15 protein-coding genes are annotated in these 14,491 nt (G+C 31.9%); 5 read left to right on the forward strand and 10 right to left on the reverse strand.

The features are described from left to right. Positions 1 to 5: 5 nt before the first annotated feature. From kdpA to RR643_RS02820, 3 genes are all read right to left on the reverse strand, one after another. On the reverse strand, positions 6 to 1,715 hold the full coding sequence (gene kdpA / locus RR643_RS02810) for a potassium-transporting ATPase subunit KdpA (RefSeq protein WP_332482264.1): 1,710 nt from the start codon (positions 1,713 to 1,715) through the stop codon (positions 6 to 8). 12 nt (positions 1,716 to 1,727) lie between these two features. After that, positions 1,728 to 1,817 carry a K(+)-transporting ATPase subunit F gene (gene kdpF / locus RR643_RS02815; RefSeq protein WP_332468584.1) on the reverse strand — a complete coding sequence of 30 codons (90 nt, stop codon included), beginning with the start codon at positions 1,815 to 1,817 and terminating at the stop codon, positions 1,728 to 1,730. Positions 1,818 to 2,038: 221 nt separating this feature from the next. Then, positions 2,039 to 2,227 (reverse strand): hypothetical protein, encoded by a 189-nt coding sequence (locus tag RR643_RS02820; RefSeq protein ID WP_332482265.1) that lies wholly within the window; start codon positions 2,225 to 2,227, stop codon positions 2,039 to 2,041. Between the two features lie 196 nt (positions 2,228 to 2,423). Between RR643_RS02820 and RR643_RS02825 the strand changes: the two genes are divergently transcribed. After that, entirely contained in the window at positions 2,424 to 3,575 is a 1,152-nt protein-coding gene (locus RR643_RS02825) for a helix-turn-helix domain-containing protein (protein WP_332482266.1), read from the forward strand. 410 nt (positions 3,576 to 3,985) lie between these two features. Here RR643_RS02825 and RR643_RS02830 read toward each other — a convergent pair whose 3' ends face one another. From RR643_RS02830 to RR643_RS02845, 4 genes are read right to left on the reverse strand one after another with little or no spacing between them, the layout of a single operon-like run. After that, on the reverse strand, positions 3,986 to 4,429 hold the full coding sequence (locus tag RR643_RS02830) for a GatB/YqeY domain-containing protein (RefSeq protein ID WP_332468581.1): 444 nt from the start codon (positions 4,427 to 4,429) through the stop codon (positions 3,986 to 3,988). 14 nt (positions 4,430 to 4,443) lie between these two features. Next, positions 4,444 to 5,670, reverse strand: a complete 1,227-nt coding sequence (locus RR643_RS02835; RefSeq protein WP_332482267.1) for an ABC transporter permease — start codon at positions 5,668 to 5,670, stop codon at positions 4,444 to 4,446. Then, the gene (locus RR643_RS02840) at positions 5,667 to 6,356 is read right to left on the reverse strand and encodes an ABC transporter ATP-binding protein (protein WP_332482268.1); all 690 of its coding nucleotides are present in this window, start codon (positions 6,354 to 6,356) and stop codon (positions 5,667 to 5,669) included. The genes RR643_RS02835 and RR643_RS02840 overlap by 4 nt, the downstream gene beginning before the upstream one ends. Then, positions 6,353 to 7,264: a hypothetical protein gene (locus tag RR643_RS02845; RefSeq protein WP_332468578.1), complete on the reverse strand. Its 912-nt coding sequence runs from the start codon at positions 7,262 to 7,264 to the stop codon at positions 6,353 to 6,355. The genes RR643_RS02840 and RR643_RS02845 overlap by 4 nt, the downstream gene beginning before the upstream one ends. Positions 7,265 to 7,404: 140 nt before the next feature. On the opposite strand from RR643_RS02845, the gene RR643_RS02850 reads away from it, so the two are divergent. Beyond that, complete coding sequence (locus RR643_RS02850) at positions 7,405 to 9,138, forward strand: ABC transporter ATP-binding protein (RefSeq protein ID WP_332468577.1); 1,734 nt, start codon at positions 7,405 to 7,407, stop codon at positions 9,136 to 9,138. 17 nt (positions 9,139 to 9,155) lie between these two features. On the opposite strand, the gene RR643_RS02855 is transcribed toward RR643_RS02850, so the two are convergent. Then, a complete protein-coding gene (locus RR643_RS02855; RefSeq protein WP_332472267.1) occupies positions 9,156 to 10,004 on the reverse strand; it encodes a Nif3-like dinuclear metal center hexameric protein in 849 nt (282 codons plus the stop codon). 157 nt (positions 10,005 to 10,161) lie between these two features. Here RR643_RS02855 and RR643_RS02860 point away from each other — a divergent pair, with 157 nt between their 5' ends. The 3 genes from RR643_RS02860 (at position 10,162) to ytvI (ending at position 13,276) form a co-directional block, all read left to right on the forward strand. Beyond that, entirely contained in the window at positions 10,162 to 11,346 is a 1,185-nt protein-coding gene (locus tag RR643_RS02860; RefSeq protein WP_332482269.1) for an ATP-grasp domain-containing protein, read from the forward strand. Positions 11,347 to 11,362: 16 nt separating this feature from the next. After that, entirely contained in the window at positions 11,363 to 12,115 is a 753-nt protein-coding gene (locus tag RR643_RS02865; protein ID WP_332482270.1) for an esterase family protein, read from the forward strand. A gap of 87 nt (positions 12,116 to 12,202) precedes the next feature. Continuing rightward, positions 12,203 to 13,276 (forward strand): sporulation integral membrane protein YtvI, encoded by a 1,074-nt coding sequence (gene ytvI / locus RR643_RS02870; RefSeq protein ID WP_332468573.1) that lies wholly within the window; start codon positions 12,203 to 12,205, stop codon positions 13,274 to 13,276. A gap of 44 nt (positions 13,277 to 13,320) precedes the next feature. Here ytvI and RR643_RS02875 read toward each other — a convergent pair whose 3' ends face one another. After that, positions 13,321 to 13,992 (reverse strand): ABC transporter ATP-binding protein, encoded by a 672-nt coding sequence (locus RR643_RS02875; RefSeq protein WP_332468572.1) that lies wholly within the window; start codon positions 13,990 to 13,992, stop codon positions 13,321 to 13,323. Continuing rightward, complete coding sequence (locus RR643_RS02880) at positions 13,992 to 14,483, reverse strand: hypothetical protein (RefSeq protein WP_332482271.1); 492 nt, start codon at positions 14,481 to 14,483, stop codon at positions 13,992 to 13,994. Before RR643_RS02880 ends, RR643_RS02875 begins: the two co-directional genes overlap by 1 nt. Positions 14,484 to 14,491: the final 8 nt, after the last annotated feature.

Here is a 14,491-nt window from a genome sequence, read left to right on the forward strand (position 1 = left end):
TCTCCCTAACCCCACAACATAAAGTGTTCTGCAACAGGTCCCAATGATAATGCTGGGAAGAATGTTAATGCTGCAAAGATGTAAATAATTAACACTAAAGCAATTGTGAATGTAACTGTACTTGTTTTCAATGTTCCGACAGTTTCCGCAACAAATTGTTTCTTCATTAATGAACCGGCAATAGCCAATTGAATTACAATCGCAAGATAACGTCCGAAGAACATAACTAATCCTGTTGTCACATTCCAGAAGACATTGTTATCCGCAAGACCTTCAAAACCTGAACCATTGTTTGCTGCTGACGATGAGAATTCATATAAAACTTGAGTTAACCCGTGGAATCCAGGATTTGATATACCTTGTAATCCTCCTTGCATACTTACTGCTAGTGCAGAGAATGCCAAGATTAGAAGTGGATGAATGATAATACACAATGCTGTGAGTTTCATTTCTTTGCCACCAATTTTTTTACCTAAATACTCAGGTGTTCTACCAATCATCAATCCACAAATAAATACTGTAAGAATGACATAAATAATCATGTTCATTAATCCAACACCCTTACCACCAAACACAAGATTTAACATCATATTTAATAGGGGTACAAAGCCACCCATTGGTGTTAAAGTATCATGCATGTTATTAACAGTACCTGTTGTAAATGCGGTTGTTGTCGTTGTAAATAAAGCAGATTGACTTATACCAAATCGCACTTCTTTACCTTCCATATTACCCATAACTTGTGATAACCCGACTTGTTGTAATGCGGGGTTGCCTGCTTGTTCTGCGAAGTAACATAAACTCAAACTAACAAGGAATAAAATTCCCATTGCAATAAAGATGGTACGACCTTCACTACCGAAAATACTCTTCTTATTTGATCCTTTTCTTTCATCAACCATTTTACCGAACATGATTACGCATGCTCCAGGTAGAATCATCATGGAATAAAGTTCAATAATATTTGAAATAATTGTTGGATTTTCAAATGGCATCGATGAGTTTGCACCAAAGAAACCACCACCATTTGTACCAATATGTTTAATTGATTCTAATGCTGCAACAGGACCCCTTGCAATATCTTGATATGCACCACCAATGGTTTGTGCAATAACATTTCCCGATAACGTTTGAGGAACTCCTTGCCATACCAACAACAAACTAACGATGATTGATAAAGGTAATAAAACACGTGTGATAATACGTGTGAAATCCACAAAGAAATTACCCATGTTCGTTTTATCTTTACCAACTAAACCTCTCACAAATGCAATACATGCTGCATAACCACTCGCTGCAGAAGTAAACATCATGAAGGTAATCACCATCATTTGTGATAAAAATGATAATCCACTTTCACCTGAATAGTGTTGTAAATTTGTATTTGTCATAAAACTAATTACTGTATTAAATGATAAAGTTGATTCCATACCACCAATACCATTTGGATTAAATAGTGGTAATGCTTGAACTCTTAAAATTAAATATCCTATTAAAAGCATTACTGCATTGGTTAAAACCAAAGAAAATGCATACTTTTTCCAATCCATTTCTTGATTCATATCAATTCCACAGAATTTGTAGATGACATGATCTACTTTATCAAGAACTCGATCCATAAATGTATGCTTGAATGTTGCTACTTTATATAAATAATTCCCTACTGGAATTACCAATAATAGATATAACAATATTGTACATGCTATTTGTAACATAGCTATCCTCCCCTAGAATTTCTCTGGATTAATTAATGCATAAAGCAAATACAATCCAAGAGCTACTAATATAATTCCTAAAAATATCATTCCTATTGGCATAATGACCTCTTTCTTATTACTCCCTGTTTAATTGTTTTTGACACCAATTAATGAGTAATCCCACACTTAGCACAGAAACAATCAATAATAAAATCATTGCAATATCCATATAAATAAGCCTCCCTACGAACATCAAACTTATGTTCATTGACAAATTCTAGCACCACCTCTAATAAGAAGTTATAAAGAATATGAACTCCGTATTAAGATTGTATAAAGATTTAAAATAATGCAGCTAATAATGAGATAGGATACATGATTGCAAAGACGATCGCAAACATCGCAACTATAGAAAGAATAGGCAATCCTACTAACATAAATATTAACATCAACCCTTGATTATTGATTAAATACTCTTTAACTGAAGCGATTACTTCTAAAAATCCTTGTCCTAATTTGTCTAATACCATAATAACTACCTCCGTATACACACAGTATAGAAACAATGTTGTTAAGACGGTAAAAATAAAATAGGAATTATGTTAAGATTGAATAAAGATGTGTATTTAAAGCTCATTCTACGCAAAATAGACTAATTTCTATGCTCCATGCGTGTACTTCATAAGATACAAAGATTAAGATTGAATCACATAAAGGAGAAAAAATATGAAACAATTAGGTAATTTCCTTACAATATTAAGAAAAGAAAGAAATTTAACCCAACAAGAAGTTGCAGACGCCTTAAATGTTTCTAATAAAACAGTCAGTAAATGGGAAAGAGATCAAGGATATCCTGAATTGGAATCAATTGTTGATTTAGCCAATCTTTATGGAATATCCATTGATGAATTATTAAATGCAGAAAGATTAACTCCAACAACCTCAACACAAGATACCTTTAAAGAGTTAATCGAACTCAATAAAGATAAAAAGAATATTATTACTAAAGCGATACTAATTATTGGGTTACTCGTCTTCTTTGCAATTTACTTTGCAACAAAGTTGCTTGAACTTTCTTTATTCATTTATCTTGTATTCGCAACAATATCTTTTACATATCACCTAATTCATCTCAATAGAATCAAAAAATATAATCACAATGTTGAAGATACAAATATCAACTGGTTGATGTATTTCATTATCATTTCCACATTCATCATTCCATCTGTTGTCATTAAGTTTCTACCTACCTCACCAGAATTCGTTGAATACTTCATGAACATTGTAGGACTTCCTTATGATTCTAGTATGAATGCAATGAATTTGGATTTTAATTTATTCATAACATTAAAAGACTACATTAATTATTTACCAATGATTGGGATCTTAGGTATGCTTATTTATGAATTTGGTTCTATGATGAAGAATAAGTATTCCGGTTTAAAACAAAAGAAATCGCAGTTGATATCATCTATTCTAATCACTCTTGTTTTAGTGATTTCGTCTATTTCATGTGTTAGTTATATAAACCAACCTACAACTACTAAAAAGTTTACTCCTGAAGAATATGATGTTTATAAAAAGACATTTGTTAAAACATATACTGGTTTTCAAAGATTATATCCTGAATTATATACTCCAGTTGATCAAGGTTTATCATCAAAAGACTTTAGAACCTTTGATAATCATATTCAAGATCGAGAATTGTGCCAAACCCATTGTAATATTGAAAACTTCAATGATTCCACTTATTCAGTAACTTATCGCGATACTTTTGAACAAACCTTATCTAAAATAACGAAATCCATGCATGTGATGCAAATCATAAGTCTTATATCTATCGTTATCCTTATCTTCATAAAAAAACAAAAAAAGTAATGCGCAAACATTACTTTTCATTTTATCTTTTCTTATTTAGATCTATCTCTAATATCTCAATTATTAATGAGTTTTCAAATTATTTAATTTTTACGAAATCTTGTCCATTGGTCTACCCTCTGCAGACTTTACTTTCTATTCACATGTAATCATAAAACTATTTCCGTTTTCAAATCCTTATCTGCAAGTTATTTGAAAACTTGACTTAATATTCTAGTAACACCTTTTTCATATGTAATTGAGTACCTCCTTTCAGTAGTTCCTCTATTTACATCTTTATAATACCTCACATTCAAATTATTAGTAGTCTATACTTATTTTTATTAAGTGATATAATTAAAGTGTTGGGGAAGAAATCCCTTTTATCATTAGAAAAAAAACGCTGGGAATTTATTTCCTAGCGTTTTTGTTTACTTTAATATTTTAGATAATGCCATGTTGATACTCTTACCATCCGTAGCACCTTGTAGTTTAGCCATTAAACCTTTAGTAATTTCACCTTGGTTCTTTTTGATTGGTTCTAAACTATGTTCAGCTAAGAATACTTGAATTTCTTTTTCCAATTCTTCAACACTCAATTGTTTTGGTAAATAACTTTCAAGTAATTCTATTTTCTTTTTAGATTCTTCAATTAACTCTGTACGGTCTTTGGGAGTTAAATCTAAAGTTTCTTTAGCTTGTTTAACTTCTCTTTGTACAAATTTAAGTGCTTCTTCTTTTGTAAGTGGTTCACCTTTTTCTTTCTCTGCAAGATTTATTGCGGAGATTAAAAGAGAGTAAACACCTTTCTTTAAAGTGTCTTTATCTTTCATTGCTTGAATATTTTCTTTTCTTAATTCTTCTAAAAATGTCATTTTGTCCTCCTTAATTATTCAGATTGGATCGCTTCAATAATATTGAGGTTTGCAGCACGTTTAGAAGGTAAATATCCAAATAGTATTCCAAGAGTAATTGAGAATACTAAGGCAAAAATTACATACGAAACATTTATTGGTAGTTGCATATTCAATACGATAAGCGCAATCTTAATTACACCTATGCCAATTCCAACACCTATTATACCACCAATCAGAGTCAATAGACACGATTCTACTATAAATTGGATACGTATTGCGGATTTACTTGCACCTATAGCACGCTTAACACCAATCTCACGAGTACGTTCTATAACACTTACCAACATGATATTCATTACACCAATACCTGCAACAAGTAGTGAAATGGAAGCTATAATACCCATGACCAAAGATAGAATACCTGTAACTTGTGTTACTTGTGAGATAAAGAAAGATAAATCTTCTAAAGCGTATCCATTTTTGGTATCGATGTACCCATGAATTTCATTTAAACGATCTACCGCTTTCGCAGAAGTAATTTCTAAATCTTGTCCATCTTTCACTTTTACGGATAAGTATTGTACAGTCCCTTTCGAATACATTAAATCATATGCTTCATGGTCAATCGCAACCATAGTTCCTAAATTTTGATTTGGCGTATCCGTGACTCCACATATCGTAAACAAACGATTTTTAATTTTAATCTTTTGTCCAATTACTTCTTGCGGTGTCATATTTAAATAATTTTCTAATAACTTGTCATTTACTAATGCAAGATTTATTCTTTCCTCTTGAGGATAATCCTCAATTGCTTTACCCGCAATGATTTTAAATTCGTAGAAACTCATAAAATTTTCAGGTGCTGTTCTAACTGCAACTTGGAATGCTTCACGATTTACTTTTACATTTTCATACGAAGTTGCAACTGCAATCGCATCATCTACACCCTCTACTAGTTTTAATTCATTTAAGTCATTTAAATCGAATACATATTGTTTAGTACCTGCTCCACCAAAGTTTGAATTCATAGATTGATTTAATACCTGTACTTTATCCGTACGATCTTGAACATAATTGATATTTACAGATCCGTTGGTACCCGTAATTTGGTTAGTAATCGCTACATTCGCAATATCTGATATTGAGAAGATGATAAAGACAACCGCAACCCCAATAACAATCCCAATTAATGATAAGAAAGAACGAAGTTTATTGTTCAATAATTCCTTAATCGATAGTTTTACATATTCAAATATCATACATTACTCACATCACTTTCTATTAATCCATCTTTAATTGTGATGATTCGTTTTGCAGTTTTCGCTACATTCATATCGTGTGTAACGACAACAATTGTGTTTCCTTGTTCATTGAGTTCTCTTAATAAATCTAAGATACTCACTGTTGTTTTTGAATCTAATGCCCCTGTTGGTTCATCCGCAAAGATGACTTCTGGATTATTAACTAATGCACGTGCAATCGCTACCCTTTGTCTTTGTCCACCAGATAATGTCATCGGTTTTTTATTTGCTTGATTCTTAATCATCATACGATCCATTTTTTCTTCAGCTAGTTTTTTTCTTTTAGCTGCAGGGATACCTGCATACAACATAGGTAGTTCAACATTTTTTAAACAAGTAATATTGTTCATTAAATTAAATGATTGGAAAATGAATCCAAACTTCTTTAATCGTAGATTCGTTAATTGTTTTTCAGAATAACTCGTTACATTTTCGCCATTCAAATAATATTCTCCACTTGTTGGTTTATCAAGTAACCCAAGTGTATTCAAGAGTGTTGATTTACCACTACCACTTGCTCCAATGATCGATACAAATTCACCACGATGGATCTTAAATGATACACCCGCAAGTGCATGTGTTTCATTGGCACCCGGATTGTATATCTTTCTTATATCCCTACATTCAATTACTACTTCGCTCATTGTCTAGGTACCGTTACGATTGCACTATAACCATATGGAACCTCTGCTGGTATTTCAACCTCAACATTGTAATAAGAAGTATCTTCTGTTTCTAAATTATTAGGCATCGTATCAACCGCAATAATCTTACATGTGTAATTTTCATTTGTACTTTCAATTGTAACTTCTACATCTTGCCCTACAGATACTAATTGATATTCATATTCAGATACGCTAATTCTTACTTTCTTTGCTGTTGAATATAAAACAATATAAGCGCTACCTGTTTTACTTGATGGATCAATTGAATTTGATTCGTTTACTTTATAAATTAGTCCACCAATATCAGATACAACCTTGCCATCTTTTTTCATCTTTTTTAGTTTTTCAATACTTGCTTCTGCATTGGTCCATTGAACTTTAATTTCGCTAATTTTCTTATCTGCATTATTCAATTCAACATTGAGGAAATTAATATAAGCTTTATCCTCTTGATTTGCACCCGCAATTTCACCCTTGATGTTTTCTAAACGAGTATAATAATCATCTAATTCTTGTTTCATATTTAAGAAATCTTTTTCTAAAACATCGATTTGAGCATCAATGCTTCCATCAATCTTATAATCAAATAAGAGTGTTTTATCTTCGATGATATCTCCTTCTTTAACATATACTTGATTGAATGTTAAGGTTGGATCCTTTGTATAATAATAAGTATCTACTGGTACAACTTTCCCGTTATACACAATACCTTTTTCTGTTTCTACAACATCACTTTGTGTTGTTTCCCCCATCATCATCTCATTCATGACTTGATTCATCTCTTCTGTCTCTGATGGAGTTGGTTTAGGCATTAGAAAATTCAATGCTATAAATCCTACCACAATTATTCCTAGAATAATTCCTATCCACTTTAATACTTTCTTCATATATCCTCCGCTATTCTATTGTATTAGTTTATTAGTACAATAATCATTGTATCACTTTCAGTTTGAAATGCAATGACTAAATCTATCATTTTTCATTGATTTAGCGTAAACTTAATAAAGGTTTTAAAGGGGGAATCAAAATGAATAACAGAGTAAAGAAATTTTTATCTTATTACAAACCTTACAAGAAATTATTCTTCGCAGATATGTTTTGCGCTTTAGTAGTTGCTGCAATATCTCTTATTTTACCTTTATGTACGAGAGAAATTACAAATACTATTCTTGTAAAAACACCCATAGAATTCAATGCAATTTACACAATCGGTGCATTCATGGTAGGACTAGCTCTTATTGAGTTTGCCGCTAATTTCTTTATCACCTATAAAGGTCACTTAATGGGCGTCTACATGGAACATGACATGCGTAATGATTTATTTACACATTATCAAAAGCTTTCTTTTAGTTTCTATGATGAACAAAAAACTGGTATTTTGATGTCACGATTAACTCACGATTTATTCTCACTAGCTGAGTTGTATCATCATGGACCTGAAGATATCGTCATATCTATCATTAAATTTGTTGGGGCGTTTATTATCTTATTAAATATCAATCCACAATTAACATTCATTGTCTTCATTACTTTACCTCCTATGATTATATTCACTTTCTATTGCAATCGCAAAATGAAGAAAGCATTTAAATTAAATAAGAAAAGAGTAGGAGAAATTAATGCTCGTATAGAAGATAATTTATCTGGTATTCGTGTTGTTAAATCATTTGCGAATGAATCAGATGAGATTGAAAAGTTTGATTATGAAAACAACAATTATGTACAAAGTAAGTCAAAAAGCTACTTAGCCATGGCTCAATTCCATTCAGGATTAGGTGCCTTTATAACTTTAGTAACTGTAATCGTAATTATTGCAGGTTCTATGTTTATTGGTAATGGTATTATTGTTATTGGAGATTTATTAACTTTCTTATTATATATTGGCAACTTTACTGATCCAATTAAAAAGCTAATCAACTTTACTGAACAATTCCAAGAAGGTATTACTGGATTTGATCGTTTTATGGAAATATTAGAGATAGAGCCAGATATCACTGATAAAAAAGGCGCTATTGAACTTGATGATGTAAAAGGTGCTGTTTCATTCAAACATGTAGGTTTTCGTTATAATGAGAAATCTGACTATGTCTTACAAGATATTAATTTAGATGTTACCCCTGGTGAATATATCGCATTGGTCGGATCATCAGGCGCTGGGAAAACAACCTTATGTTCTCTCATACCTCGATTTTATGAAGTAAGTGAAGGTGAGATTACAATTGATGGTCACGATATCCGTGATGTTAAGATGAAATCACTTCGTTCTAAAATAGGCATTGTTCAACAAGATGTATATCTATTCACCGGAACAATTTTAGACAACATTCGTTATGGTAAACCTGATGCTACAGATGATGAAATACTAGAAGCTGCAAAAAACGCAAACGCTCATGACTTCATTCTTGATTTACCTGATGGCTATAACACTGACATTGGTCAACGTGGTGTAAAATTGTCTGGTGGTCAAAAACAACGTTTAGCGATTGCACGTGTATTCTTAAAGAATCCACCTATCCTCATCTTTGATGAAGCTACTAGTGCATTAGACAACGAAAGTGAAAAAGTAGTCCAAGATTCACTAGAAAGTCTAGCAAAAAATAGAACTACTTTTGTTATTGCACATCGCTTATCCACAATACGCAATGCCAAAAAGATATTAGTCTTATCGGAAGAAGGTATTGTTGAGGAAGGTAGCCATGATGAATTACTTCAGAACGGAAAAACATACGCTCATTTATATAATATGCAATTCAGTAAATAAGGACTTCGGTCCTTATTTTATTTTGTAATAAACTGATACATATCACCTGATTGAACAAAACGAACAGGTAAATCAATTTGAATTCCATCTTTTAATATTTGCGCAAGATAATCCATTCCTGGTTCTTCTACATTGAAATGTCCAACGGCTAAAATAACTTTGGATTGTCCAAGTTCTGCAGCATCTTTAATGTAACTTGAAACTGTAAAATCAATACATTCCATCGCGATTACACAATCAATATCATGATCTTCAATCATTTCAATTTTTCGATAATCATCTTCACCCATGATGTGTTCAGCAATTAATACTTTTTTAATCACTGCATTTCGATTACCTATTATTTTAATTCCATTCAAATGTAATTTTTCTATGAGATAACGACATAAGTCTTCTGTATTTGTTTGTGGTAGTTCAAATAACATTGGTGTACGTATTGGTGCAATTAAATATTTATCCCACGCTAACACTTTCATTAATCCATAAAATATACCATCAGTTAATTCATTCTTTTCATTCATCATACCTGAATGAATGTAGTCATGATTTCTCCACACAACAATGTGATGTTCTTCTAACAATCGTCTTTTCTCTACTAATGTTTTATTTCTATTCATACTTTCCGTATTTGCACCACGATTATAAAATGCTGATTCGTGACAAATAATAAGATTCGCTTTGTGTTCAATAGCTTCCTTGATTACATCTATCGAACAATAACAAGTTGTTACAATCCCTGTACACTCTTGAGTAACATCACCAAATAACACCTGATCCCGTGTTTTTAAATCATCAATTGAATTACCCTGATAGTCCTTTCCTGAATAGAATCCCTTAACCTTTTCAATAATTTCTTTGATTTCCATATTTATTCTCCTTTTGCTACAACTTTTTATTGATTACATTATAGGTCAAATACAGTTGTGCCACAAATAATAATTCTATATAAACAAGGTTATTCTTAAATCTCACTTCTTTTTTTATTCATGTTTGATATAATGTTATAAAGAGAGGTACAGTTTGATGAATTTTATTTTTATTTCACCAAACTTTCCAAAGTCCTATTACTTGTTTTGTGACGCACTTAAAAATAATGGTGTTAGAACACTTGGAATTGGTGAAGATTCACTACAACAACTAAATCCTTTATGTAAGGAATCCTTAGATGATTACTATCAAGTCCAATCATTGGAAGATTATAATCAAGTTTTTAAAGCGGTTGCTTATTTTTCTTTTAAATATGGAAAAATTGATTGGATTGAATCCAATAATGAATACTGGCTTACACAAGATGCTAAGTTAAGAACTGATTTCAATATACAATCTGGAGTTCAATATAAAGATATTGGTCCTTATAAATATAAATCTCAAATGAAGCAGTTTTATCAAGAAGCTGGTGTTGTAACAGCACGTTATCATTTAGTTTCTACCATCGATCAAGCACGTTTATTTATTGAGACTGTCGGTTATCCTGTGATTGTTAAACCAGATAGTGGTGTTGGTGCTTCAACTACATATAAATTATCTAACGAGAAAGAATTAGTTCGTTTCTATAAGAATCTACCTACACGTCAATTCATTATGGAAGAATTTATTGATGGAGAAATCATTTCATATGATGGTATATGTGATCAAGATTCCAATATTATTTATGAAACAGCTCATCAATTTCCAACATCCATTATGGATATCGTAAATGAGAAAAAAGAAATCTTCTATTATTCATATAAAAAAATTCCCGCTGATTTACAAGAAATAGGAAGAAAAGTAATTCATGCATTTAATGTAAGAAGTCGTTTCTTCCATTGTGAGTATTTCCGATTACTTCATGATAAAGAAGGCATCGGTAAAAAAGGCGACTTAGTTGCCCTTGAGGTGAATATGCGTCCTCCAGGTGGATACACTCCTGATATGATGAACTTTGCGAGTGATATTAGCGTTTATCAAATATGGGCAAATATGATTTGTTTTAATGAAGGTCGATTTGATGTAGATCATCGTCCTTATGTTTGCGTTTATTATGGAAGACGTGATGGATTAAAACACAAATTATCGCACGCTGAAATTTTAAAGAAGTATGCTAATCAAATGTGTATGTGTGAAAGAATGCCATTAATTCTTGCGGAAGCAATGGGCAATCAAATGTATACAGCTCGATTCGATAATACCAAACAAGCATTAAGTTTCATCCATCAGTTACAACAATAATACAAAGGAGATCGTAATGAAAATCGAATATTTTCAAGAATATAGTTTTAGTTTAGGGCGTGATATGGAATTCAAAGTATACGGTCATGCTGGTAAACCCTGTATTGTATTCCCTGCACAAGATGGGCGCTATTTTGACTTTGAGAATTTTAGAATGATTGAATCTTGTCAAAAGTTTATTGATCAAGGACAAATTCAATTCTTCTGCGTAGATAGTATTGATTTAGAGTCCTGGTCAAATACAAACAGTACCCCTCGCCAACGCATTGAGCAACATGAACGTTGGTACAGTTATATTTGTGATGAATTTGTGCCTCGTGTAAAACAAATAAATCGTGACGCAAACAGTAATATTGAATACGACATTTTACTAACAGGTTGTAGTATGGGTGCAGCCCACTCATTAAACTTCTTTTTAAGAAGACCCGATCTCTTCGACTCGGTCATTGCCTTAAGCGGTGTATATCACGCAAACCACTTCTTTAAAGACTACAGTGATGATTTAGTTTACAGCAATTCACCAATACAATATATGGATAATATGTACTATGATCACTTCTATGTTGATTTATTTAGACAACGCAAAATTATCTTATGTGTTGGTCAAGGTGAATGGGAAGATGAAATGCTAGTTGATACAAAAAAGATGGATTCTTTATTCCAATACAAAGATATTCCTGCCTGCGTTGAGTATTGGGGATTTGATGTAAATCACGATTGGCCATGGTGGAGAAAACAACTTCCATATTATTTACCCAAAGTTTTATAATTGCTAAAGTCAACAATTTGTATTGTTGACTTTAATTTTAGGTTACCCTACAATAGCATACATACCCACTTGGTATCGGAGGTACAGATGAATATCGAGAAAAAGAAAAATTTTATCATCAACACATTGTATATCGCAATCATCTCAGTTATTGTTTTCTTTATTATTAAGTATGGTTTGGGTTTATTAGCACCGTTCATTATCGCATTCATAATCGCATATTGTTTAAAAAAACCAACAGACTGGGTTTCAAATAAACTAAAATTACCAAAAAAACTTACTTCTATCCTGATGGTAATTTTATTCTTCTCAACAATTGGTGTGATTATTGTATTACTCACACTACGCATTGGAAGTGGCGTTGCTTACTTATTTACTTTTTTACCTGAGTTTTACACGACTCAGTTAAGTCCTACATTAATGGCATTCTTTGATGTTATTGAAGGTATGTTTAAATCGATGGATCCTCAATTAATACAAACTCTAAGTGATGTATTAAATCAATCATTAAAAGCATTGGGTGATTTATTATCAAATTTATCTGTTATGGTTATCTCTTCAGTAACAAACTATGCAAGTGCATTACCTGAATTATTAATTCGTATTTTATTCACACTGATTTCTACATTCTTTATTGCAATTGATTATGATCAAATCGTTGCATTTTTACAACGTCAACTTTCACAAAAAACATTTACGCTTGTTACTCATATCAAAGACTACATCGTGGGTACCTTGTTTGTGTGTATTCGCTCTTACGCTTTGATTATGTTTATTACCTTTGTTGAACTTGCGATTGGATTATCGATAATTCGAGTAGAGAACTCTTTGTTTATTGCCTTGTTGATATCCGTATTTGATATACTACCTGTTTTAGGTACTGGTGGTATCATGATTCCTTGGATTATCCTTACTGCTTTCCAAGGTAATTATGTTATGGCAATTGGATTACTTGTTGTCTATCTAATCATTACCGTTATACGTAATATCATTGAACCAAAAATTGTTGGACAACAAATTGGATTACATCCGGTTGTTACTTTATTAAGTATGTTTATCGGTACAAAACTATTTGGTGTTCTCGGTTTATTTGGTTTACCAATTACACTATCATTACTTAATCATCTCAATGAAGATGGAACAATCAAGATATTTAAATAACGAGTTAAATAATAGAAGACCAACCCTAATTGGATTGGTCTTTTTTAGTATATTTTATCTATAAATTGTCCATCTTCAAGTGTATAAATCTTTTCACTTTGCTTTGCCACTTTTAAATCATGTGTAATCACAATGATTGTGTTTCCTTGTTGATGTAAAGTTTTAAATAGTTCCAAAATCTCTTCACCTGTTTTCGAGTCTAATGCCCCTGTAGGTTCATCTGCAAGGAGTATTTTCGGATCTGTAACAAGTGCCCTGGCAATAGCAACACGTTGCTGTTGACCTCCTGATAGCTCCTGTGGCTTATGTTTTTCACGATTTTCTAATCCTACAAGTGCTAACATTGTTTTTGCTTTTTGAGTCGCTTCACTTCTAGAAACACCACGAATCAACAACGGCAACATTACATTTTGTAATACTGTATATGTATGAATTAAATGATATTTTTGAAAGATGAACCCAATCTTCTCATTGCGTACACTTGCTAATTCATCTTGTGATAAACTACCTATTTCAATTCCATCTATAAAATAGCTACCATCGTCAAGCATATCCATACACCCAATAATATTCATTAATGTAGTTTTACCAGAACCTGATTTACCTAAAATAGAAATATACTCACCTTTTTCTATTTCTAAACTAACATTCTTCAATACATGTAAAGAGTCACTTTTCATGAAATATGATTTGTTTACCTCTTGAATCTTAATCATTATTTTTCGATGACACCAACTTTTACAAGTTCTCCTGTTTTCTCATCTTTTGTTATTGTAATAACGGATCCTTCTTTCATATCTGTTAATTTTAACTCTCCACCTTTTATAAAATCAAAGATTTCTACTCCTGTAGGTACTATCAAACTGATTGATTCACCTGTATACTCTAATTCCATCTTTGCTTCGTTCTCTTTTGCATCACTTGCTGCTGCATCACTCATCGTTGTACTTGCTTCGAGTGTAGTTGCTGCTATAACTTCACCCTCTTGTGCTTCTGGATTCTCATCAATTACTGATTCATCTACAAATGGATCCTTCGCAAGGTCAATAACAATTTCATTTCCAGTCATTGTCTTAATTTTTCCATACATTACTTCATATTGCGGTGTTTCTTCCATTGCATTTTCTTTAGATTCCGTTTTATTGCCTTGTGTTGTACAACCTGTTATTAATAGTGTTGCCATTAAAATATAAATTAGTTTTTTCATTTTTTTCT

It is taken from the genome of Anaerorhabdus sp. (genome assembly GCF_036637135.1).
GTDB lineage: Bacteria > Bacillota_I > Bacilli_A > Erysipelotrichales > Erysipelotrichaceae > Anaerorhabdus.